The organism is Oceanobacillus oncorhynchi (assembly GCF_000821065.1).
Lineage (GTDB): Bacteria > Bacillota > Bacilli > Bacillales > Amphibacillaceae > Oceanobacillus > Oceanobacillus oncorhynchi.
The window spans coordinates 1,800,203-1,824,398 of sequence record NZ_CDGG01000001.1; the positions used below are offsets into that span (position 1 = coordinate 1,800,203).

The window sequence follows — 24,196 nt, forward strand, 5'->3', positions numbered from 1 at the left end:
TGCGCTTTCGTGTTATTTTAATTTTACGTAAACGTTTACTAAGGAAAATGGAACTGGAGGTAGATTATGAGCCAGGAAAATCTAATTGAACAAGAACCTGTTCATGAATCCAATATTAGGCGCCTTCCTTTTAAAGATTTAATGAAGAGAATTGGCCCGGGTATAATATTGGCTGGGATTGTTATTGGACCTGGAGCGATTACAACAGCTTCTATGGTAGGGGCGATGTATGGATACTCGTTACTTTGGATTATGATACCAATTGCTTTTATGGGTATATCTTTCTTATTAACAACATATAGAGTAGCTCTTTTGACTGGCATGCCAGCGTTACATGCGATTAGACATTATTTTGGCCCTTTAGCTGCTCAGATTGTTGGAATAACAACTTTTTTATCTTGTGTATTTTTTACTATAGGAAATATTTCTGGTACAGGTGCAGGTATGAATCTGCTATTCGGGATAGACTGGAAAATAGGTGCGTTAATTATGTTGGCCTTCCTAGTGTACTGTTATTTTTCTAAAGGTGTATATTCGAAAGTGGAAAAGATATCAATGTTGTGTGTTATTGGGTTAATATTGGCTTTTTACGCCACAATATTTCAAACTGGAGGACCAAATTTAGGTGAATTAGCGTACGGAATAAGCCATTGGACTTTTCCGGTTGGAAGTTTAGCTTTAGTGTTAGGTTTTATTAGTACAAATGCTTCTATTACAACTGCGTTATATGGTACTTATTTAAGCAAAGAGAAAAAGTGGAAAAAAGCTGATTTATTTAATGGCGGTATGCTGGCTGATTCGATAGCGCATATAGCGGGAGTGATATTAGTGAGCGGCGCAATAGTTCTAGTGGGCGCTATTGTGTTATTTCCTAATCAAGTAATAATAAGCTCTCCTACGCAGCTAGCGGATATGCTAGTTCCTTTTATGGGAAGAGCTGCAAGTATAGTTATGGGACTTGCCCTAGTTGCTTGTGCGTTTTCATCACTTCTAGGAAACACACACAGATCAATTGTATTATTAAATGCAGGTTTTAATAAACCGACTGGCTTAGAAGAAAAAAGTGTCCGTTGGGGGTCTCTTGTTGTCTTGGTTATTTCTGCAGTTGTTAGTTTCAGTTATGGAGGGTCACCAATACAATTGATATATGTGGCAAATATAGCTACGGCTGTTGCTGCGCCGTTTGGAGGCCTTTTTATGTGTTTGCTTTTATATAACAAAGAAGTAAATAAAGGCTTGAAAAAACCAAAATTATTGCAAGTATGTATGACCATAAGTTATTTATTTTCTTTAATATTAATTACTTTTGTAATTATAGATGTAATTTCTAAAATATTCAGTTAATAAACGGAAGGATTTATATAAGGTCATTATTTATTATTGACAATATAATGAAACCGTTTTACCATTGTTACGTAAACGTTTACGTAAAAAATAGGAGGAGATTATAATGAAAAATAAAGAAAAATGGAGTGGAGTATTTCCTGCAGTATTAATTCCTTTTAAGGATGATTATTCAATTGACGAACCAGAATTTCGTAAATTAGTTAGATGGGTGGCAAGTCATGAAGGTGTAAATGGAATAGTGGTTAATGGGCATACGGGAGAAATCATGACTTTATTACCGGAAGAGCGTGCAGAAGCAGTAAGGATAGCAGCAGATGAATTACAAGGGCGTATTCCAGTAATCTCTGGTGTTTCTGCAGAAGGGTCAATTGAAGCCATTCAACATAGTCAGGCAGTTGAGCAAGCTGGTGGGGAAGGAATTTTATTAATGCCTCCACATTCATGGTTACGCTTTGGAATGCAGCCGGATTCACCTGTTGAATTTTTTAAAGATGTAGCTGAATCGGTCAATATTGGAATTGTAGTCCATCAATATCCTACATGGACTAAACCATCATATACGACGAGTCAATTATTGGAAATGGCGAAAATACCTAATGTGGTCTCCTTTAAAATCGGTCAACGTGATATGGCACAATATGAAGTAGACGTAAGAGCGCTTAAGGAGCATGCGCCAGATGTTTCGCTGTTAACATGCCACGATGAATATTTGTTACCGACACTTGTACAAGGTATTGACGGTGCATTAGTAGGATTTGGTTGCTTTGTTCCAGATTTGATTGCAGAACTGGTCAAACAAGTTAAGAATCAAAATTTAGCAGAAGCTAATAAAGTATATGATCGTATTTACGAATTAAAACAGGCAATCTATAAGATGGATGAACCTTCATCTACCTCACATTTAAGAATGAAAGAAGCAATGTATCAACGTGGTTTAATCAGCAGTTCTCTAGCTCGTCGTCCAGTATTACCATTAACTGAGGAAGAAAAACAAGAAATATCTGATGGACTTAAAAAAGTAGGGCTATCTGTAGAAGTATAAGTATTATTAATTAAAAATGTTTTATGATAAATAAAAAGCTAGTATGTTCCTGGAAAAAGAACATATTAGCTTTTACATATATCCCTATTCTATGAATTGGTGTAAGAATGTTTTATAATAAAAACAACAATCATTAAATGGGGGATAAGATAGTGACTGTCAGTATGAAAGATGTTGCATTAAAGGCAGGAGTTTCAATTGCCTCGGTTTCACGAGTCATAAGTGGAAAACCAGGTGTAGGCAAAGAAACTGAAAAAAAAATACGCGAAGTCATGGATGAACTAGATTACCGTCCTAATATGGGTGCTCGTGGGTTAGTTATGAAATCGACCGGAAATATTGCTATAGTAATACCCAGAGGTACATTTACTTTAAATAACCCTTTTTTTTCTACTGTACTAGAAGGTATTGCGAAAGGTTTAGATAAAACAGATTACAATATGGTGATGTCTTTTACTTCCCTGCAGCAAAAAAGGTTGCTGGAAACTCAATCAGTTGATGGAGTAATATTATTTGCTCCGAGATACAAAGAGTTGAAATTAGAATGGTTAGAAAGTATCGGATTGCCGATTGTAGTAATCGGTAGTTATTTAGAAGATTCGCCATTCCCTTGTGTACGGCCAAATGACGAGATGGGGACCAAAAAAGCGGTAGAAGAACTCTACAAATTAGGACACAGAAATATTGGTTTTATAAATGGGCCTATGGACTCTATGCATAGTGTGAAATGCTTGAGAGGGTATAAAAATACAATAGAGTCATTAAATATGGAATACACTAAAAATAATGTGTTTGAAGTGGGTGAATTTGAAATACAAGCAAGAAATCAGGATTTAGAAAAATTTTTAATTGAAAATTCAAGAATAACTGGATTTGTTTGTTCATCTGATTATTTAGCAATTGGTTTAATCAAAGCTGCCGGAAAAGTTGGTTTAAAGATACCTGAAGATTTATCTGTTGTTGGATTAGATGATGTGCCATTATCAAGCCATATTACTCCTGCGCTATCGACCGTGCATGTTGATTTGATTGGAATAGGAAAAAGAGCTTCAGCAATTTTAATTAATTTGTTAAAGGGTAAACAAATTCGCAAAAAAGAGATAGTTTTTGAAATGGATTTTATTTCAAGAGACACAACTGGAATTGTGAAGGATTAGTTTGAATATAATAATTAATTAAGAACGAACAGAATTTTCCCGGTGCTATTGTCATTTTACAAAAAACCTTTTTGTAAAATGACATGCTTAGCTCTATAAAAGAAGGTGTATGAAGATGACCGTTATAATAGAACGAGCAAATAATCTTGAATTAATAGCTGGTTTTCTTGCGGATATGAATCATCAAAAGACCAATCATATTGGTTTTTGCGGAACAGATAAAGCGGATATTTTACAAGCGCTTAAAGAGGACTTCGTGAATGAGAAGGGAGAAGTTTCCTTTCTAATAGCTAAACGCAATACTGGAGAAATTGTGGCTGCTTGCGGATTGGATATAGAGAATAACGAAGCAGAAGTCTGGGGTCCGTTTAATAAGACGGAAGGAATGGAATGGGACGTTCAGCTTTGGCAGCGGTTAATCGATCGATATCCATCTGTTCAGTATTTTTCCTTCTTTATTAACGAAGAAAATAGAAAGCAGCAGGCATTTATGAAACAGATTGGAGCAAAACAAGGAAGGAAACACTTAAATTTAGTTATTTATCGGAACCGTTTTGAAAACGCTGATGAACGAAAATGCCGTTTCTTTACTGAGCCTGATTTTCCAGCATTCCGGCAGCTGCATGACAGCATTTTTCCAAATACATATTATGACGCAGAAACCATCCGGAACAGGTTAAACAAGAATAATGTACTAAAGGTTTTGAAGGATGATCATGGAGATTTCGTTGGTTATGCTTATTTTGAAATAAACAAAGAGCTTTCAGAGGCTTCATTAGAATATATTGCCGTAGCAGGCAGGTATCAAAATAAAGGATTTGGAAGGCTTTTATTAAAGGAAGTGTTAACAGCTATATTTGCTTTTCCTAAAATAGATGAGGTACATCTCACTGTGGATGCCGACAACGATCATGCGAATCATGTTTACGAAAAAATAGGATTTGAAAAGGGAGATACATTGATTCATTATAAAATTCAGTACTAGCGGATATACAGTGAGTAAGGAGTAAAAGCAGTCTTTTCCAGGAAAGGCTGTTTTTATTTATTTAAGAGACTGTTCAAAAAGGTAGGAATGACCTTCCGTTAATTCCGTTAATTCCTGCTTCGTTAAATAAGTTTAGAGGATATCACTATACAGGCCATTAGTAAAAATCACGGCTTTTTCATTTTAATAATCAAATTGAGATAGGGGGGGTCTTGTAGCGGGCTGCCTTAGCCGTCTTGTAAATAATAGGATGAAATACAAGATCATCCCCCGAATTAATCTTTCATCCCCATCAATTCCTTCAGTTCCTCTTCATTCTGTATTAAATCCTCTAATGTATATTCTTCCAGCACTTTAAAAAATTGAAATAACGCTTTATTCAGGACATGCTTTAAGGAGCACCCCGGTGAAATCACGCAATGATTGGTTTCTTTATCAAAGCATTCGAGTAAATTAAAATCACTTTCCAGAGAGCGGATCAATAATCCAATATTGATATCAGAAGCAGGCTTGGCAAGCTGGAATCCGCCGTTTCTTCCTCTGACAGATGTCAGTAATCCTCTTTTCGTTAAATCATGGACAACCTTTCTCAGGTGTTCTGGTGAGATGGCATACACATCGGATACTTCTTTGATTGTTGAAAGCTCGTCCTCCGGCTTTAATCCAACAAAAATCAAGACGCGCAAGGAGAAGTCTGTATATTTTTTTAAGTTCATGATATCTCTCCAATTGTTAATTGTTTCACATAATTGTAACATAAATTTGCTTTTGACACATTGAATTCACATTTTAACCGTATTAAAATAAAAGATGTATTCAAAATACATCTTTTAAATGATCAAGATAAAATGTACCTTGGTGCAATCGTCTGTAACCTCTCTGTTTCAAGGATTAAGGTGATTTATGAAGAGAAAACGGGAAGCAGCGGACGTGAATACCCCGATTGATTTAGCTAAAACTCTGTAAGAGGGAAGCAGCCCTCCATGGAGTGAATTTTCACTATTTAACAAAGGAGTGTTTTATAATGGCAACAACAACAGCGGGATTAGATCAGAAAACAATAGAAACAATAAAGGCAACGGTACCAGTTTTGCAGGAGCATGGTGAAGCAATAACAGGGCACTTTTATAAAATTATGTTAGAAAATCACCCGGAACTGAAAAATGTTTTTAATCAGACCAACCAGCGGAAGGGCGGACAGCCAAAAGCGTTGGCAAATACAGTTTATGCAGCAGCGGCAAATATTGAGCATTTAGAGGATATCCTGCCGCATGTGAAACAGATAGCCCATAAACACACAAGCTTAAATATCAGACCAGAACAATATCCGATTGTAGGAAAATATTTATTAATTGCCATCAAGGATGTGCTTGGAGATGCTGCTACGGATGACATTATTAATGCATGGGAAAAAGCATATGGCGTGATTGCAGATGTGTTTATCAGCGTAGAAAAAGAAATGTATGAAGAAAAGCAAAATACGCCAGGAGGCTGGGTTGGATTTCGTGATTTTACAGTTACTAAGAAAGTTCCGGAAAGTGAAGTCATCACCTCTTTTTATTTAAAGCCTGCAGATAACGGAAAGCTTCCACCTTATCAAGCTGGACAATATATTACTGTAAAAGCACAAATGGAAGGGGAAGCCTATGACCATTTACGTCAATATAGTTTATCCACTGCGCCGGGACAGGATTTCTTGCGAATCAGTGTGAAGCGGGAAGATGAGCATCATCCGGAAGGAATTGTATCTAATTATCTTCATAACCAAGTAGAAGAAGGTGCTGTTCTGGCAATTAGCGCGCCAGCTGGAGATTTTGTATTAAACGAAACAGAACAAAAACCACTAGTGTTAATCAGTGGGGGAGTTGGATTAACCCCATTAATGAGTATGCTGGAAACAGTGGTAGAAGAACAGCCGGAGAGAGAAGTTATCTTTATCCATGCAGCTAGATCTCGCGCCTACCATGCAATGAAGGATAAAATAGCCTCTATTGCAGAATCCAATAAACAAGTAACGCAATATACGGTTTATGCGGATAATACAGACGCAGGTGTATGTGATAAAGAAGGGCATATTGACTTGGATTGGCTAAAAACAGTTATTCCAACGGTGGACGCATCTTTTTATTTATGCGGTCCAAAAGGATTTATGGGTGCGATGCATGGTCATTTGCAAGAAATGAATGTGGCAGATAATGATATTCACTTTGAATTATTTGAACCAATGGATGAGATAGCGAATTAAAAAGAAGAAGCTGGCCTGCTCTTATGAATAGTCAGCTTCTTTGGTTTTATTTTGGCGAGAAAAGTAGATTCATGTATAGTAGATTATAAATGTCTTTATCACAAAAGTTCGCCCGTTCCTACAGATTTACTTTACGCAGCTAAATGATTCATTTGCTGTCTAAATTGTATTTTCTTCCTACATCTATCCATTCCTCTACGCGCTGCTCCAGTCGATACTGATTTTCGTATAGATGAATCATTTCTTCTATCAGTTCCTTTTCAGACATAACTGTCATTAAATGATCCTGAGCGTGTACAAGAAGTATTGACCACGATTCCAAATTTTCTTTTGCGTCCTCTTGAATAAAACTGGTTTGTATTTTGTGAGCCAGCAGTAATTCTTCGACAGCTTTTTCCAATTTACCCTCCTTATGCGAGAAATCTCCAATTCTTGCTTGATGCAGAGCTTCATGCAGTGCATTTTTAGCATTTCCAGCATGTAAAATGATTTGCATGGATAAATTATCTATATTCATTGTGTATACCTCCAAAGTGAACTAGCTCAATAGAATGCTCGTGGATGATTTCCTTTAATCTGTAATTTGTTAAAATCTCTAATTCCTTCATTCTTATTTCTGTATAGCTGCTGCCTGCAGTAAGCCAGGGATCTAAAAATGCCGGGTGACACATGATCTCGCTTGCCCCCTCTTCCAAATTTACCAGTATTGATTCGATGTAGGAGAGATTTACATTCTCTGTTCCATAAAAGTCATAATATAGATTGTCCGTACTGTCTGTGCTCTGCCAATGATTTTCTGTGAAGGAGCGTATCGGAAGCTTATATGTTTCTGCTACTTCCAAGACTGCTTCCAATGCATCTGGCAGATGCAAATGCATATGATGATGGCTGTCAATATGCGTAACATTTGGATGCCATTGCATTAATAATTCAAGCTGTACAAGCAACTCCGCTTTTATATCTGCTTTTTTGGCGGATTTCATTAGAGAATCGCCGGATAAAAATTGACCGGTTTGGTCTACCAAGCTTGGCACTCGATGAGAAACGGGCTTTCCAGAATCCAAGACAAAATGTAAGCCAATACCGAGATTGGGATAGTTTGTTGCCAGAGCTAAGCTTTCTTTTGCGAAAGGACGATTTACCATTGCTGTAGTACTTGTTACAATACCAAACTGATGCGCATAGAGGATTCCCGCTGTAACACCAGGAGTCATACCAAAATCATCCGCATTAATAATTGCTTTCTTCCTATTTGGCATATCAATCATCCTTTTCTTCAATTGATGCGTCTTCTTTATTATCTGCTTCTTCCTTTAAAAGTTGCTTATCATACATCTTAAAGAAAGGGAAGTAGATAAGCATCGCTACTAAAATATTTACAATCATAAGAATACCGCCACGGAAATCGCCTGTTGTCAGTATTCCGGAAAATGGAGGAGGCGTTGTCCAAGGAACAATCGCATAAGGCTTACCGACCAGGCCAATCGACATAGTGAAATAAGTGATAATGCCGACAGCTAGAGGAGCCAGAATAAATGGAACAATCAATAATGGATTCATTACGATAGGTGCTCCAAAAATGACGGGTTCACTGATATTGAAAAAGGCGGCTCCTATGGAGCCTCTTCCAAGCCCTTTTAAATGTTTTGATTTTGCCATGAAGACAAGTAGTAAGGTGAGTGCCAGAGCCATGCCTGATCCGCCTACAGCCCACCAGATTGCCATATAAGGTTGACCGACAATATGAGGGAGCTCTTCTCCAGCTTGTTGTGCAGCTACGTTTTGTTCTGTCAGACTGTACCAGATAGGAGCCATGACACTGGCAACAACAGAAATGCCGTGAATTCCAAATGACCAGAGTAGATGGATTAGTATAATAGCAACCATCGCTCCCCAAAAACTTGATCCAAGCATTTGCAGAGGCTCTCTTAATACAGCTCCAACAATTTCGTGCAAAGATAGATTCCAAACAGCGCTGAGCAATAGGTCGATTCCCCATACCACTGCAATGATAACAGCTCCAGGAATAAGCGCGGTAAATGCTCTCCAAACAGAAGGAGGTACACTTTCAGGCATGCGAATGACAATATTTCGCTGTTCAAAGAAGCGGAATATCTCTACTGTAAGGATAGATAGGAGGATAGCGATGAAGAGTCCTTCGCTTCCAAGTAAGTTAAGCGGGATATTTCCATCTTCGGTCAAAGGTGTTGCAACAAAAAATGCTGCGATGCTTAATACTCCTGCCGAAAGTCCGTCCATTTTATAGCTTTTTGCCAAGCTGTATGCGATTGAAAATGCTGCTATTAATCCAAGCAGTCCAAATGTAGCATCAACAGGGATACTTAGTTTAGCAGCATATGGCGCCATGAAATCTGCCCAAGTTTCAACGGGCGGCGAGGAAATAATTAAAAACACACTTCCGATAATCAATAATGGCATAACAGCAATAATACCATCTCGTACTGCTTTTAAGTGGCGCTGTTCAGCAAGCCTTCCAGCAACTGGCATGAAATAACGTTCCATAAATTCTTGAAACCCATTCATTGACCTTCTCTCCCTTGTTTATTTTTTAAACTCAGAGCTTGTTTTAATACCTTTTTTTCGTCAAGTACCCCGTAAGCTTTCATATCAATAACATCAATTGGTACACCAGCTTCTTCTGCTTGTTGGAATATTTTCCTTTTTTTATAGCGAATTTGCGGTCCAAGCAGGATGATATCTGCATTTTCCAGTTGTTCCTCTAAATCATCTGCAGAATATGCCTCAATAGTAGCATCAATAGACTGACTGGCAGCTTCTCTATTCATTTTTTTAACAAGCAAACTTGTGCTCATTCCCAGCGCGCAGAGCAATATAATTTTCATTTTTAAAATCTCCTAACATATTATTATCACAGACTAACTCGCTGTAATCCCTCCTCGCGAATACAAGATAGGCTGTCAGTTCCAGTTTAAATAAGGCTTATTGACCGCCAGCATATCATCAAGAATTTCTTTGGCTTTATCTGCGGAAGGGATAAGCGGATGTAGTGTTAAAGCTTGGATGGCAATCCCCTTATTTCCTGTTGTGGCAGCCTCAACGGTAAGCTCTTCATAAGCTTTTACTATTTGCAGTAATCCGCGGATTTGTGGCGATGGTTCGGAAGTTTGCAATGGTGTGATTTTATGCTTTTCAACTATACAATTGACTTCCACACAGGCAGATTCAGGAAGACAGGATATTGCTCCGTTATTTCTGACATTCAACGTATGAATGTGCTGTGTATCCAAATGAATTGATTTCATAAGCTGGATAGCAGCTTCGGAATAATAAGCTCCTCCCCGTTGTTCCAATGCTTCTGGCTTTCTGTCCAATTCTGGATTTTGATAAAGCTCAAAAAGTTCTTTTTCTACCTTTTGTACTTGATCTGCTCGTGTTTTTTTGTTTTTATATCCCGCTCTTTGTTTTTTTAAGATGGTATCGGTCTGATAATAGTATCTGTGATATCCGCAGGGGATAGCACCAAGCGACTGAAGGAAATCCATATCCCAATCAAAATTTGGTATATTGGCAGCTTCATAGCTTTCTGATTGCCCTGTAAGAACATCCTGTATGTGTGATTGTCCGTGAATGTACAGTTCGGTTATCCAAATTAAATGATTCACTCCGGTAAAATGAATTCTTACAGCTTCCACTGGCACATCATATACGGCAGCAAACTTTTTATAGAAATTAATAGGGTTATTACAGAGCCCGACCACTTTAATCTTAGAATGCTTCAGTACAGCTTCGGTTACTACACCTGCAGGGTTGGTGAAATTCAACAGCCACGCGTCTGGGGCTAACCTTTCCATCTCTTTGCAAATTTCTAAAATAACCGGAATAGTACGAAGCGCTTTCATAAATCCTCCTGCACCAGTTGTTTCTTGTCCAATAACCCCATGCTTCATGGAAATATATTCATCATTTCTCCGCATTTCCAATTGTCCGACTCGAAATTGTGTGATGACATAATCTGCGCCTTCAATGGCTTTTTCTCTATCCATTGTTGCAAAGATATGAATAAGGAGACCAGATTTTTTAATCATTCTTTTTGCTAGTGCTTCGATGATATGAAGTTTCCGTTCACCTGCAGGAATATCGACAAGCCATACTTCTTTTATTGGTAGATGTTCTGCTTCAGCAATTACACCCTCCAGAAGTTCAGGAGTATAAGAAGACCCACCGCCAATGATTGCTAATTTGATAGACTTCATTCATTCCTCACCTCTTTTCTCTTTGTTATCTTTATTGTAGTTGAATATGTTGGACTTTTGCACCGCGTCCTTTTCTATCTGCAAAGGAAAAAAATCAAGTGGATAAAACTGGGGGTTATTATCAGGGGGCGCTTAAGAGTATGCAAAAAGAACATATTGAAAAGGATGGAGGCTGATGCCAAGCTAGAATAATAAAGCCAGATGAATTCATTGTTCCATTCATCCGGCTTTAAAGATCTTTCCATTGCTGCAAAGTATGATTGAATTGTTTGAAGGTAGTACATGCTATTAATCTCTGAATTAAATCTCTGTCTTCCAGTAAATCACCTAAAGCTTCAAACATTTTTTTCATTTCTTTTGGATTCTCTTTCTTTACACTTAATAGAAACACAAGCTGTACAGGCTTTTTTCCCCAATCAACCGGCTTTGCCAAAGTCATCACTGACCAGAATGTATGTGTGCTTTTCGGTTCAAGAGGGTGGGGGATGGCGACTAAATTTCCAAAGCTGGTTGGCGCATACTCTTCTCGGCTTAAAACGGAATCAAGATAATTTTCATTAGCAAATCCTGCTTTGTAGATTTCGTTGCACATAAAATGAAGGATAGAATCAGGTTGACTGAAACTTTGCTGCAAATAAGTAAATGATTCATAAAGATAATTATCTGTTATATCTTTTCCTTTTCTTAGAAGCTGCTGTATGTTAGAAAGATCAGATTTCCCTAAGATAGTACTCACCTGGATAACTGGTTTCCCGGTATCCCAAGGAATAGCAATCGTGGTGATAATCAAATCAATGTAATCCAGTGAATGGTATTTTAAGTTATGCATTTCGGTTGTTCCAACAATAACCAAGTCTTCTGACAGCATACTTTTAAGTTTATATTTCAGAAGATGTGCACTGCCCATTCCAGAAGCGCAAACGATTAGACAGCGTTTTTTGCTGGCAACCAGTTGTTTTCTTCGTTCTTGAGCCACTTCTATATGTAATGCAAGGTAGGCGATTTCATCTTCTTTTATCGTAATTGATTTTTCTTCTATTAATACCTCACTCCCAGCTAATGCCGCTTCAAACGATAGGGGATAATTCATTTTTATCTCATCAAGCATTGGGTTGCGCATGTTCATCTGATATTGATAACGATTGATTGCTGGCTTTAAGTGTAAAGCCAATGCAAGCTTCAATTCCTTATCTTCTTTTAAATGAAATCCGTATTGATTGTCGATTCTTTCTATCATTTGTTCTGCCAGCTTGAGTGTATCCGCATCAATAACTTGATGGAGTTCTGTCGTACTTTCTTCATGAGAGAGGAGTTTTGTCCCCATCAGATGTATGGTTAAGTAGGCAACTTCATTACTTGGAAAAATAATAGATAAATTTTCTTCTATCTCAAGTAATATCTTTTGGGCTACTTCATATTCTGTGGTGTCCTGTAAATTAGCATCGTATATATTTTTTTGAATGGTGTTGTTTTCTCTGAGACGTCTTACAGAAATAGCTACATGTGTAATTAAATTATGAAGATTTATATCTGAAATAATGATTTTGTTTTGTCGCAAATGAGATAAAACTGTATCTCTAATCATTTTCAAATCTTTTTCATTTAAGATGGACAGGTCCATCTCATGATGCAGAAATGAAGTGCTTTGCTGAAAAAGCCATTCTGCGATACAAAAACGAATTTGCATTTCATCGCCTTTCACTTTTATTCCGTAGTTCGGTTTCTGATCCAGCGTAAGCTGATAATCTGCTAAAATTTTGCGTACCTGTCGCAAATCACTCTGTAAGGTTGAACGACTGACATATATTTTCTCCATTATTTCGTTAAGCTTAATATAGTCGGTTTGCAGTAGTAATTTTTCCATTAGAAAATGAACCCTATCTTCTGGCTCAACAGGGATAGATTGTTCCATATGCTGTTGGTAGAAAGCAGTAATTTTTTTCTGGTCAGTATTTATTAATGTATAGCCTTTCCCGCGTACAGAGGCGATTTCTATATGGTAATCAGCTAGCAAGGGCCGGAGTTTCTTCATATCATTGCGAATTGTTTTGGAGCTGACTTGCAGCTCTATCGCTAATTCATGACTGGTTAAAGACTTCCCGGACGTGAGCAATAAATGTAAAATTTGTTTCCATCGCACATTCATATGCATACCTGATTGATCCTCTGTTCTGATTGTTTCATTAACCAATAACATCTCCTCCAAATACAAAGGTCATTAAAGCACTGCTGACAAACCCGACAAGAAGGGCAACGATTATACGTTTTTTGAAATAAGGCTTCTCTTCTGCCTTTCCATCTATTTTAGTAAGAACAATGCCAATACCTAATGAAGCTGCTATCCCGGCACTGATAAAATAGCTTACTGCATCCGGAAGCTGGAAATAACTTAAGAAAGTCGGAAAGACGAGCATTCCAACAAATAATATAAATAAAAACACAAGCACTCCTTTAAAGCTGATACGAGGTATTAATTTGGACTCTTTCATTATATTTTCCTCCCTGGGAGAGGAAACCTGCTGATTTCCTCTCTTGAATTTATTACGGAGAATCGTCCGTAAAACTCCCGCTGAGTGACGTTTCGTCTTATGGAGCTGTATTATCTTCTTCCGTTTCTAAGTCCACCATTTTTCGATCATAGACTTTAAAGAATGGGAAATAGATTGCTACGGATATCGCGATATTGACAAGAACCAGGAGGATAGCCCGCCAATCACCTCCCGTTGCCAGATAAGCGCCGATTGGAGCTGGCAGCGTCCAGGGGGCTCGTATAAATGTCGGCGATACCAGACCTATGGACGTTGCAAAATAAGAAATAATTGCAAGAACGATAGGTGTAATGATAAAAGGAATAATCAGTATCGGGTTTAAGACAATCGGCAGTCCGAAAATAACCGGTTCATTGATGTTGAAAAGGGCAGGTACACTCACTGTTCTGCCTAGATTTTTTAAATATTTTGATCGTGCAAATAAGATCATCACAATAACAAGACCAAGTGTGGCGCCTGAGCCGCCGACCCATATGAACCATTGATATAAAGGCTCAGGGGCAACATGAGGCAGAATCTCTCCTGCGGCGGCAGCTTCCCCGTTATTTAACAAATATACTTCCCATACTGGACGTGCGACCGATCCGACAACCGAAACACCATGGATACCAAACGACCAGAAAAAGGTAATGAGAAAAACAGGGACTAATACACCAAATAAACTGTCTCCAGCTGTAACGAGCGGAGCGGCCAGCTTTTCAACAACTGTATGCAAATTCACTCCGATAACTACCGTAATAAGAGTCATTAATACGATAACGATGGCTACCGGAATAAGTGCTTCAAAGGATCTGCTGACGGATTTAGGGACGGCATCCGGGAGTTTGATCGTAATCCCTTTCTGTTTACATATTCGGAAGATTTCTACAGACAGGATGGAAACAATAATCGTTACAAACAGACCGCTTCCGCCGAGAAACTCCATTGGTAAATAAAACAACTCATCAATTACTGTTGGTGTAATGGTAAGAAGCAAAGAAGCAACTGCAATTTGTGCCCCTGACAAAGGGTCGACCTTATAGGATTGCGCTAAATTATAGCCAATACCGAATGCGACGTAAAGGGACATAATGAACATGGTCATCCGATAAGGGATTAATATTTCTGCTGCATTATCTGCCGCCCATTGAGTAATTGCCCATGATTCGGGCAAAGGCGGAGAGGCAATAAGTAAAAAGAAAGATCCTACAATAATGAATGGCAGGGAAGAAATAACACCATCACGAATAGCTAAAAGATGTCTTTGTTCCGCCAATCTGGCCATTGGATTAGAAACCTTTTCCTCCAAAAAATCTGTAAATTTAGCCATGATACGTAACTCCTTTCCATCCTGAGCTATGAAATCAATTCATTCAGCGCTTTTAATAACGTAGGACCGCCCAATGGGTTATAGGCCTGAGCAGGTATGGAGCCGCATGGAACGCCATGTTCATCCGCTTTTTCCTTGATGCCTTTAAAGCGATGTCTTATTTGCGGTGCAACCATAATGGCATCCCAATGATGGTCAAGTTCTGCGTCTACCTCACTGGAGCCTACAGCCTTTACGTCAAGATCCTGTCCGTGTTTTCCCGCTTCTTTTTTTAATGCATTCACCACAATTTCACTCGACATTCCACCAGAGCATACAAATAATACTTTTTTCATCACGTCACGTCCTTTAAAAATAATTATTTGGATTTTACTGCAGCCTTTTATCCGTTTCCTATAAACAGCAAGCGACTTAAAAATAAGCTCGATTTTTTTATTGGTGGCCTCCTTCCTGAAAATATTTTTTTGGATAAATGATTAATTGCTTGAAAGGGCTTTCATATACTTGTATTATAGAATACATAAAATAAAATTTCAAATATATTTTAAAATTGTAAAATTAAAATTCAATCCGCTATCATGCGGAAATCAGCGGGAGGGGTTCAGATGGATATGGAAAAAGAAATTTTTGAAATTATATCGAATGGTGGAGATGCGAAAGCAATGGCTTATGAAGCGCTCGAACTAGCGCATGAAAATGATTTTCAGCAAGCGGAAGAGAAGTTGAAAGAAGCAAATCAAACACTAAACACGGCTCATAATACGCAGACCAAACTGATTCAAGCAGAGTTAAATGGAGAAGGTGTTCCAATGACTTTGCTGATGGTTCACGCCCAAGACCATCTGATGGCAGCGATAAGTGAAATGTCATTGATTGAAAATATGATTAAGCTGTTAAATAGAATTTCCGAATTAGAGAAGAATTAAAATGAATACATGAGGAGAGAGGTGTTCGAAATGAAAAAGCTTGGTATTTCCATCTATCCCAATAAATCAAGTGTCGAAGAAGACTTGGAATATATACAAACAGCAAGGAAATATGGTTTTGAACGTATCTTCACTTGTCTGCTATCCGTAGAAGGGGATAAAGAAAAAATAATCTCTGATTTTAAGAAAACAATTTCTTTTGCGAAAGAAAAAGAAATGGAAGTGATTTGTGATATCAGTCCGCGCATATTTGCTGCATTGAATATTTCCTATCAAGACTTATCTTTTTTCGCTGATCTTGGAGTGGATGGTATCCGATTAGATATGGGATTTACCGGTAATGAAGAAGCAATGATGACGTATAATTCTTATGGATTGAGCATCGAGATTAATATGAGTAACTCCAATAAATATTTGGAAAATCTGTTAAGCTATCAGCCTAATTTATCTAAACTGACAGGATGCCATAACTTTTACCCGCATCGCTACGCCGGGCTATCCTATGATTTTTTTATGGAATGCAGCCGGAAATTTAAACAGCATGGTTTGAGAACAGCAGCTTTTATCTCTTCCAAGGATGCTGCTTTTGGACCATGGCCAATCGTAGAGGGTCTGCCGACAGTTGAGATGCATCGTGAATTGCCAATTGACGTGCAAGCGAAGCATTTATTTGCCACAAACGTTATTGATGATGTCATTATCAGTAATGCTTATGCATCTGAAGCGGAAATGAAGCGCCTCAGTGAGATAAACAAGGAGAAAATAACGTTTACTGTCGATACGGTTTCTACCGCAAGTGATTTGGAAAAAGAAATTATTTTTCGTGAGCCGCATTTTTACAGGGGAGACGTTTCCGATTATATGATTCGTTCTACGCAGAGCAGAGTGAAATATCGCGGGCATACCTTCCCGGCTCATCATACGCCGGATATAAAAAGAGGAGATATCATTATAGAAAGTGATTTATATCAACAGTATGCCGGAGAATTGCAGATTGCTTTAAAAGATATGGTCAATTCCGGTAAATCCAACGTAGTTGCAAGAATTAGAGAGGAAGAGATTTTCTTAATTGATTATTTAAAGCCATGGGAAAAGTTTGCATTTACGGCAAGAGCATAAGCAAAGAATGAAGGGTATCTTATCAGATGTTTAGGTAAACAGTGTGACGGAGGCTGTGGCGCTTTTTCTGTTGTGTAGCATGAAGAAAACTTTCGTAAAGGGGAGATGACATGAGTAAATTGGTTGTAGGGTTAATGTCCGGGACATCCTTAGATGGTCTGGATGCGTCACTTGTAAAAATAGATGGTTATGGCACCGATACAGAAATCGATATTATAAAAAGCATTTCATGGCCCTATGATGGTGCTTTAAAACAAGAATTATTGGATGCTATGGACGTTGATAAATCAAATGTTGGAAAGCTGTGCAGCTTAAATGTGAAATTAAGCTATTCCTTTGCAAAGGCAGTTAAAAGGGTTTGCAGAGAGGCTGGGGTCAATTTAGAAGATGTTGATTTAATCGGCTCTCATGGGCAGACGGTCTATCATATTCCTGAAGCAGATGGCTCCAAGGTGCGGTCCACCTTACAAATAGGAGATTCCTCGGTGATTGCTTATGAAACCAAAACAATGGTTGTTTCCAATTTTCGAATGATGGATATTGCTGCTGGAGGGGAAGGTGCTCCCTTAATTCCGTATATTGACTGGTTATTATATAGAGATCAGCATAAGGGAAGAATTTTACAAAACATTGGCGGCATTGGAAACTGTACGGTTATGGAAAAGGATTCATCTTTAGAAACGATTTATGCATTTGATACAGGCCCGGGGAATATGATTATTGATGCCCTGTGTAGAAAATTGTTTCAGGTGGGCTATGATGCAGAAGGTGCAATTGCGAAAAAAGGAACGGTTCATCAAGCTATCGCAGCAGAATGGATGGAACATGATTTCTTTGCTCTTCAGCCGCCTAAATCAACAGGAAGAGAACAGTTTGGAGAAACGTTTACCTCTAGAGTTATCAAGAACCATAAAGATTTGCCATACGAGGATTTAGTAGCGACTGCCACCTATTTCACGGCATATTCTATTGCGGATGCTTATCAGAAATTTGTGTTTCCCAAAACAGATATTACAGACATTATTATCAGCGGAGGGGGAGGAAATAATAAGACATTAATCACAATGCTCCAGAGTTTATTGCCTTCTAAAAATGTGTACACAGCGGAACAGATAGGGATAACTGCAGATGAGAAGGAAGCAGTCGGATTTGCTGTTCTGGCGAATGAGACCATTCATCAGCAAAAAACGAATGTACCTAACGCGACAGGTGCCAGAGAGCCGGTTATATTGGGGCAGATAACGCTTCCTCCTTATGGAGTTAATCCAAATTTCCTTCTATAATAAGTCTATACGATGCACAAGTCGAAAAATTAACAATGAAAGGTTTTATAAAATGAGAAATAATGATGGATTAATCCGAATTAGAGAAGCATTGAATATCATCAAACCAGCTGAAAGAAATGCCGCAAATTATATATTAGAGCATCCGGAAGAAGCAGTCCGGCTGTCAATCAAAGAACTCTCTGAAAGAAGCGGATCCAGCCAAGCCGCTATTATACGTCTATGTAAGAACATAGGCGTATCCGGATTTCAAGATTTAAAGCTGCGAGTTGCTGGGAATTTGCAAACTAGTGAGCTGAGCAACTATAACAATACAGAAATTTCCTCAGGGGAAAAGGTAAGCTCCATTATGGATATCATTTCACAGAAAAACATACAATCTATTGAGCAGACATTGAAGATACTTGATTTATCCAGTGTGGAGAGAGCCATTGAAGCATTAGATAAGGCAAATCGAATTGATTTCTATGGAGCGGCTGCTTCACAGGTTATTGCACAGGACGCACAGCAGAAATTTTTAAGAATTAACAAATATTGTACCGCATTTGAAGATGCGCACTTACAGTTGACCTCCTCCGTTACATTAACAGAAAAGGATGTGGCAGTCGGGATTTCTTATTCAGGAGAAACAAAGCATGTCAATTCATCGATTGAAAATGCGAAAAAAAATAATGCAATGGTGATAACGATTACAAGGTACGGAAAGAATACTCTGTCTGAGATGGCTGATATTCCTTTATATGTATCCTCTGTTGAGTCAGAACTGGTTAGAAGTGCAGCAACTGCATCACGGATGGCACAGCTTAATATCATTGATATTTTGTTTACCGGCGTTGCTTCAAGAAGTTATGATTCCACCTTATATTATCTTAATAAGACACGAGAAGTGTTGCAAAAGGAATTTCGGAATCCACATAAAGGGTGATGATAAATGTATATCTTGGGAATTGATGGCGGTGGAACGAAAACGAAAGCGTTATTGTTTCATAAAACAGAGGGGCATGTATGGGAAACGGAAGCAGAGGCTGCAAATCCCCACAGTACCAGCTATACTCATTCTGCTAAAGTCATCAGCCAAATCATAAGCGAGGCTTATGAACACAATCATTTTTCGGATAATACAGAGGTATCGTTAGGTTTGGGTATAGCAGGCTTAGGCAGAGAAGCGGACCGGAAAAAATGGGTCGAGTACTTTCAAAAAACATCACCGCATAGCTTCCCCATTAATGAAATCGTTGTGGAGCATGATGGAACCATTGCTCTTTATTCAGAAACATTCGGCGCAGATGGTATTGTGTCTATCTGCGGAACAGGAGCAATAACGCTTGGGGTGCATCAATCAAGGACTGCCCGCGTTGGCGGATGGGGTCACGTGATTGGAGGAGACCCGGGCAGCGGCTATGATTTAGGCTCGCAGGCCTTGATAGCTGTATTCAATGAATTAGACGGGCTGGGACCAAAAACTGCGCTGACAGACCTTATTTTGGATGGAGAAGAAATCGATTGTATAGAAGAATTGATTCCTATAATCTATCAACATTTTGAAAAACAGCGTGTGGCTGCATTCGCAAGCTATGTCTTTCAAGCGGCTGAAATGAAAGATGATATTGCCCTAAAGATTATCCAAGAAACGGCTAAACAAATAGCGAATCGCGGCAATGTATTGTTTGAACGGCTGTTTCAAACAAGGGATGAGACTGTTTCTTTTGTGTTGGCAGGAGGCATTTTTCAAAATGACCTCATTGTCGAAAAGGTAAAAGCGGAACTCGCTGCAATTCCCTCGTTAAACGTTTTAACATCACAAAATCCACCTGTGATTGGAAGTATTGCGCTTGTTCTAAAGCAGCAGGGCTATTTGCCGGAACAAATCAAACGAATGCTGTCAGATAAAGGGAGAAGAGGTGCCATAAATGAAGGCTTATGAACGGTATTTAGAGGAATTAGTTACAAAGGATGAGATTCCTGCAGCTGTTTATCTTGTCAGGCATCATCAACAACAGAAAACGTTACGAAGTGCAGGCTCCTTTTTGAATAATGAAGGAAAGAGAATCCCTGTTACTGCAGAAACTTACTTTGACCTGGCTTCTTTAACAAAAATTATGTGTACACTGCCGAGCATTCTATTTTTACATGAGCGAAATGAGCTGCATATAGACGATGCAGTAAATAAATATATACCCGCGTTTCCGCAAAAGCAGATAAGCATTCGCCATTTTTTACAGCATACCTCAGGTGTTTCAGCAGATTTATCTGTTAAAAACCGGTATCAGCAAAGAGACGTATGGAAGGAAATTTTGAACTGTACAGCAGTGCACCTGCCAGAGACACAGGTTTTATATAGCGATATCGGCATGATTGTTTTAGGAAAAGTTGTCGAAGCAATAACAAACCAACGGCTGGATGTTTTTGCGGATAAGGAGCTGTATCAGCCCTGGGGGATGAAAGACACTGGCTTTCTCCCTGACAAAATAGAAAAAAATAAGATCGCTGCAACGGAAAAAGTTTGCGGAAAATTCGTTCATGGTGAGGTACATGATGAAAAAGCCTATCATTTGGGCGGCGTTGGCGGTTCAGCAGGTCTATTTTCTAATATTTCGGATGTAGCGGTCTATGCCGATTATTGGCTGTATCCGGAAAAGCAGTCGATATTAAGACCGGAAACAATGGCTTTAATCAAAGAAAATGTGATTCAAAATCGAGGTTTAGGCTTTGAAGTATTACATGATAAGACGCTTGGAACAACTTGCGGATCAGCCTGGTCCATCGGCTCGTTTGGACATACCGGATTTACAGGCACAAGTTTATGGATTGATCCAAAAGAAGAAATCATTACAATCCTGCTTACCAATATAGTGCACTATGGACGACAGCATCGATTGTCTGAAATCAGAAAAAGGTTTCACACGATGGTTTTTGAAACGCTGATTACCTAGTAAAAATATACATTTGGAAAGGGAGTTAATATATGTTGACGGAGAAGAGAAATAAACATTCCTATCATTTACATGAACAATCCACCTATGACATCCTGCAATTGATGAACGAACAAGATAAGAAGGTACCTGAAGTTGTTGAGAATGTGCTTCCTCAAATAGAAAGGGCTGTAGAGACAATGGTTGCAGCGATAGAAAAAGGAAATAAAGTCATTTACTTAGGGGCAGGAACAAGCGGTAGGTTAGGTGTTCTGGATGCTTCCGAATGTCCTCCGACTTTTGGGGTTTCCTCTGACGTCATTCAAGGTATTATTGCTGGAGGAGATGGTGCACTGCGTGTAGCTGTGGAAGGGGCAGAGGATGATGAACAACTTGGCGGAAAAGATGTAGAGGAGGCTGCAGAACATGGAGATGTTATTGTTGGAATTGCATCCAGCGGTGGAACCCCCTATGTATTAGGTGCTGTGAATAAAGCCAAATCATTAGGACTTTCAACGATTGGAATTTCTTGTAACGAGGATACAAAACTATCGCAGGAAGCGGATATAGCTATCGAACTCCCCGTTGGTCCGGAGGTTGTCACAGGTTCTACAAGGCTAAAGGCGGGAACGGCTCAAAAAGTTGTTTTAAATATGTTGTCCACAGCAACGATGGTGCGGACTGGGAAAGTCTATGAAAATTTGATGGTTAATTTGCAGGCAAAGAATCATAAATTGCGTAAGAGGGCAGTCTCTATTATAAAAGAGTTGACGCAGGCAGATGATAAGGAAGCTGCTCAGGCTTATGATAAAGCAGATGGGGATACAAAAGCAGCTATTTTAATGCAGATGTTTGGCGTTGAGTTGGCAATAGCGCAGGAAAAACTGGACAAGTACAAGGGGAATTTTGTCAAAGCAATAGGAGAATTGGATAGTGTATAGCATGTCTGAAAAAATCTTAAACATTTTGTTGTTGCCATAGAAATTACTGTCCACCTTATTACATGCCTTTATCCAATCATATAAAGTAAGTTTGAACCTGCAGATACATGCGGTTATCTGCAGGTTTGAAATTCCAGATTCATACTCTCTGAAAATAGTTCCCCCTCAGCCGAAGTGCATCTATTTTATTCTATCTGCTTAGTCAGCTCTATCGGTTCATTATCATTCATCGTGGCTTGATATAATGTAATATTTCCATTCTGCCGCTCTGGTGTATCTTCATTAACCTGAAAATTTTCATCCAAAGAGACAGTCCAGGCAGCCTCGTTGTTTTTTTCTAAAACAACAGCAAGCGTTCCGAACTGATGGATATCGTCCCATTCAAAATGTTCGGATTCGCCATCAGTTGTGATAGAAATCCCTTCTGTATCACTGACCAGCTGAACATTTTCTCCCTGCCATGTACCGTGAATCTCGGCACCAACATAATAGTAACTCGTTCCGCCCCCGCGATCTCCATAGGTAGCGATAAATTGCTGCGTGTTGTTATCAGCAGTTTGATACGTAACCGCCGCCGCATCATTAGCCAGCCATTCTACTTTAAAGTCTCCTTTTACTGGGGACAGCAGTCTTTCTTCCGGCCGGCCGATAATACCGAAATGAGGTCGATAATAAACGACCTCGGTCGTCTGCAGATTTTCTTTAATAGATAAAACATTTTTCCGGTCAGGAGATAGACTTGTTACGCTTTTAATCAGGTTATTACTATTGAAGAGCATGATAAGCTGTACCACGATGAGAAGAAGTACAATACCTGAACCAATGATTTTCAACCTTCTTGTCGTGGAAATAAAAAGAAAAACCCCAGACGCGAGAAAAATCATACAGGCGATATTGATAATGTAAAAGAGCCTGTGATCAATATAATCAATTAAATGGCTGGACCGGATAAAGAGGTAGCCCATTTGTAAACAGAAAAAGCCAATCGCAAGAAGTAATAAAATAGCACCAATGATTTTTTGCCACTTTCTAACTTTATTCTGACGCTGTTTCATCAGGATCCACCTCCTCTAAAAAGTCCCATGTTTCTCCATTGTCTTCAGATACAAATTTTCCTTTTACGAAACCGCCGGCATAATCGCCATTAGGGCCCTGGTCCACTAAAACAGTCAACTGGTCTTCTTCCTGTACTGGGGTTTCGGCGATAACAAAGACATGATCGTATTCCTCGGGAATATGAAATGCAGCTTCTTTCCAGCTATCTCCGCCATTTTGTGTTACATAGAGCATTGGTTCTGCGGGATCAATGGTTCCAAATGATAAAAAACCTGTTGATTCATCTACAAATCCGCCGTCTGCAATCATTCTTGATACTCCCGAATTATTGGTCTCTTCCCAGGTTTCTCCGCCGTCATGGGTAAGGAAGACGGTAGAAAATTCCTGAGACATCGTGCGATCACCCGAAACGATAACATAACCAAATTGATCATTTACAAAATCAACTTTTCTAAAACGCATTGCTGGAAAAGCATCGGTTACTTCAGACGTTTCCCATGTCGCTCCCTGATCTAAAGAATAAGTGAGAAGAATGCTGCGCACGTGTTGATTCGACGATTCTGCATGTAAGAAGGCAGCCCGGTCTTCCGTCAGTATATAGCTGTGCTCCATCAATTCTTGCTTGTTTCCTTGATATTCTCCGGAAAATAGCTGTTCCTTCTCGATTGGTACGTTCACCCAATCTTCCCCCTGATTATAGGTGAGACGCAGTTCATCGTTTTGCAAGGAATAACTAGTGGAAGCTTCATAATCTACTGGCCGCAGCGCGTCAGCTGCCGGCCCTCCAGGTGCTGAAACAGTGGTATCGTCTATTTCAGAAAATCCTGGCGGAGAGGTTATAAAAAAATCAAGTTTTTGGTAAACAAACATACTGATGATAGTTAACAAGGTTAACATGAAAGCGGATATACCAAGTACAAAAGATTTCACAAAAAAGACTCCCTTTGGACGATTTATTTTTAAATGAAACATTCATTCTAAATTAGAACACAAAAAAGTATAACATAGTTAAAAAGATGAAATATATATGTAACGAAAAAACTTCTTTTATTTTTTAACAAAACTATTTTTCTTTCTGGAGTCGATTATT

At 38.9% G+C, this 24,196-nt stretch carries 24 protein-coding genes; 12 read left to right on the forward strand and 12 right to left on the reverse strand.

The window, feature by feature from the left end; all coding sequences use genetic code 11:
• The first annotated feature begins 66 nt into the window (after window positions 1-66).
• The 4 genes from BN997_RS08575 to BN997_RS22185 all read left to right on the forward strand — a co-directional run bounded on the left by BN997_RS08575 (window position 67) and on the right by BN997_RS22185 (window position 4,531).
• Window positions 67-1,344 (forward strand): Nramp family divalent metal transporter, encoded by a 1,278-nt coding sequence (locus BN997_RS08575; protein WP_042531382.1) that lies wholly within the window; start codon window positions 67-69, stop codon window positions 1,342-1,344.
• A gap of 106 nt (window positions 1,345-1,450) precedes the next feature.
• Window positions 1,451-2,389: a dihydrodipicolinate synthase family protein gene (locus BN997_RS08580; RefSeq protein ID WP_042531385.1), complete on the forward strand. Its 939-nt coding sequence runs from the start codon at window positions 1,451-1,453 to the stop codon at window positions 2,387-2,389.
• A gap of 152 nt (window positions 2,390-2,541) precedes the next feature.
• The gene (locus tag BN997_RS08585) at window positions 2,542-3,546 is read left to right on the forward strand and encodes a LacI family DNA-binding transcriptional regulator (RefSeq protein WP_042531387.1); all 1,005 of its coding nucleotides are present in this window, start codon (window positions 2,542-2,544) and stop codon (window positions 3,544-3,546) included.
• 115 nt (window positions 3,547-3,661) lie between these two features.
• A complete protein-coding gene (locus BN997_RS22185; protein ID WP_052484960.1) occupies window positions 3,662-4,531 on the forward strand; it encodes a GNAT family N-acetyltransferase in 870 nt (289 codons plus the stop codon).
• A 275-nt stretch (window positions 4,532-4,806) separates the two neighbouring features.
• Here BN997_RS22185 and BN997_RS08595 read toward each other — a convergent pair whose 3' ends face one another.
• Window positions 4,807-5,247 (reverse strand): RrF2 family transcriptional regulator, encoded by a 441-nt coding sequence (locus BN997_RS08595; protein WP_042531389.1) that lies wholly within the window; start codon window positions 5,245-5,247, stop codon window positions 4,807-4,809.
• 308 nt (window positions 5,248-5,555) lie between these two features.
• On the opposite strand from BN997_RS08595, the gene hmpA reads away from it, so the two are divergent.
• A complete protein-coding gene (hmpA, locus tag BN997_RS08600; RefSeq protein ID WP_042531391.1) occupies window positions 5,556-6,776 on the forward strand; it encodes an NO-inducible flavohemoprotein in 1,221 nt (406 codons plus the stop codon).
• A 148-nt stretch (window positions 6,777-6,924) separates the two neighbouring features.
• On the opposite strand, the gene BN997_RS08605 is transcribed toward hmpA, so the two are convergent.
• The 9 genes from BN997_RS08605 to BN997_RS08645 all read right to left on the reverse strand — a co-directional run bounded on the left by BN997_RS08605 (window position 6,925) and on the right by BN997_RS08645 (window position 15,204).
• A complete protein-coding gene (locus BN997_RS08605; RefSeq protein ID WP_042531393.1) occupies window positions 6,925-7,293 on the reverse strand; it encodes a PTS sugar transporter subunit IIA in 369 nt (122 codons plus the stop codon).
• Window positions 7,280-8,035: a carbohydrate deacetylase gene (locus BN997_RS08610; RefSeq protein ID WP_042531396.1), complete on the reverse strand. Its 756-nt coding sequence runs from the start codon at window positions 8,033-8,035 to the stop codon at window positions 7,280-7,282. The genes BN997_RS08605 and BN997_RS08610 overlap by 14 nt, the downstream gene beginning before the upstream one ends.
• A gap of 1 nt (window position 8,036) precedes the next feature.
• On the reverse strand, window positions 8,037-9,320 hold the full coding sequence (gene celB / locus BN997_RS08615; protein ID WP_042531399.1) for a PTS cellobiose transporter subunit IIC: 1,284 nt from the start codon (window positions 9,318-9,320) through the stop codon (window positions 8,037-8,039).
• The gene (locus BN997_RS08620) at window positions 9,317-9,640 is read right to left on the reverse strand and encodes a PTS sugar transporter subunit IIB (protein WP_042531401.1); all 324 of its coding nucleotides are present in this window, start codon (window positions 9,638-9,640) and stop codon (window positions 9,317-9,319) included. The genes celB and BN997_RS08620 overlap by 4 nt, the downstream gene beginning before the upstream one ends.
• Window positions 9,641-9,715: 75 nt before the next feature.
• Window positions 9,716-11,011, reverse strand: coding sequence for a 6-phospho-beta-glucosidase (locus tag BN997_RS08625; RefSeq protein WP_042531403.1), 1,296 nt, complete (start codon window positions 11,009-11,011; stop codon window positions 9,716-9,718).
• Window positions 11,012-11,240: 229 nt separating this feature from the next.
• Window positions 11,241-13,208, reverse strand: coding sequence for an AcpB/EbpR/MafR family transcriptional regulator (locus tag BN997_RS08630; RefSeq protein WP_084612894.1), 1,968 nt, complete (start codon window positions 13,206-13,208; stop codon window positions 11,241-11,243).
• Window positions 13,195-13,500: a hypothetical protein gene (locus BN997_RS08635; protein WP_042531405.1), complete on the reverse strand. Its 306-nt coding sequence runs from the start codon at window positions 13,498-13,500 to the stop codon at window positions 13,195-13,197. The genes BN997_RS08630 and BN997_RS08635 overlap by 14 nt, the downstream gene beginning before the upstream one ends.
• Window positions 13,501-13,597: 97 nt before the next feature.
• Entirely contained in the window at window positions 13,598-14,869 is a 1,272-nt protein-coding gene (locus tag BN997_RS08640; RefSeq protein ID WP_042531407.1) for a PTS sugar transporter subunit IIC, read from the reverse strand.
• Window positions 14,870-14,895: 26 nt separating this feature from the next.
• Complete coding sequence (locus tag BN997_RS08645) at window positions 14,896-15,204, reverse strand: PTS sugar transporter subunit IIB (protein WP_042531409.1); 309 nt, start codon at window positions 15,202-15,204, stop codon at window positions 14,896-14,898.
• 270 nt (window positions 15,205-15,474) lie between these two features.
• Here BN997_RS08645 and BN997_RS08650 point away from each other — a divergent pair, with 270 nt between their 5' ends.
• From BN997_RS08650 to murQ, 7 genes are all read left to right on the forward strand, one after another.
• The gene (locus tag BN997_RS08650) at window positions 15,475-15,795 is read left to right on the forward strand and encodes a PTS lactose/cellobiose transporter subunit IIA (RefSeq protein WP_244882357.1); all 321 of its coding nucleotides are present in this window, start codon (window positions 15,475-15,477) and stop codon (window positions 15,793-15,795) included.
• A gap of 30 nt (window positions 15,796-15,825) precedes the next feature.
• On the forward strand, window positions 15,826-16,914 hold the full coding sequence (locus BN997_RS08655) for a DUF871 domain-containing protein (RefSeq protein WP_042531411.1): 1,089 nt from the start codon (window positions 15,826-15,828) through the stop codon (window positions 16,912-16,914).
• 110 nt (window positions 16,915-17,024) lie between these two features.
• The gene (gene anmK, locus BN997_RS08660) at window positions 17,025-18,197 is read left to right on the forward strand and encodes an anhydro-N-acetylmuramic acid kinase AnmK (protein WP_042531413.1); all 1,173 of its coding nucleotides are present in this window, start codon (window positions 17,025-17,027) and stop codon (window positions 18,195-18,197) included.
• A 52-nt stretch (window positions 18,198-18,249) separates the two neighbouring features.
• On the forward strand, window positions 18,250-19,122 hold the full coding sequence (locus tag BN997_RS08665; RefSeq protein ID WP_042531415.1) for a MurR/RpiR family transcriptional regulator: 873 nt from the start codon (window positions 18,250-18,252) through the stop codon (window positions 19,120-19,122).
• A gap of 6 nt (window positions 19,123-19,128) precedes the next feature.
• On the forward strand, window positions 19,129-20,121 hold the full coding sequence (locus BN997_RS08670; protein WP_042531418.1) for an N-acetylglucosamine kinase: 993 nt from the start codon (window positions 19,129-19,131) through the stop codon (window positions 20,119-20,121).
• Complete coding sequence (locus tag BN997_RS08675; RefSeq protein WP_042531420.1) at window positions 20,108-21,130, forward strand: serine hydrolase domain-containing protein; 1,023 nt, start codon at window positions 20,108-20,110, stop codon at window positions 21,128-21,130. The genes BN997_RS08670 and BN997_RS08675 overlap by 14 nt, the downstream gene beginning before the upstream one ends.
• 32 nt (window positions 21,131-21,162) lie before the next feature.
• A complete protein-coding gene (murQ, locus tag BN997_RS08680) occupies window positions 21,163-22,050 on the forward strand; it encodes an N-acetylmuramic acid 6-phosphate etherase (RefSeq protein ID WP_042531422.1) in 888 nt (295 codons plus the stop codon).
• Window positions 22,051-22,235: 185 nt separating this feature from the next.
• Here murQ and BN997_RS08685 read toward each other — a convergent pair whose 3' ends face one another.
• Window positions 22,236-23,105 (reverse strand): hypothetical protein, encoded by an 870-nt coding sequence (locus BN997_RS08685; RefSeq protein WP_042531424.1) that lies wholly within the window; start codon window positions 23,103-23,105, stop codon window positions 22,236-22,238.
• Entirely contained in the window at window positions 23,086-24,036 is a 951-nt protein-coding gene (locus BN997_RS08690) for a WD40/YVTN/BNR-like repeat-containing protein (RefSeq protein ID WP_042531426.1), read from the reverse strand. Before BN997_RS08690 ends, BN997_RS08685 begins: the two co-directional genes overlap by 20 nt.
• Between the last annotated feature and the right edge of the window lie 160 nt (window positions 24,037-24,196).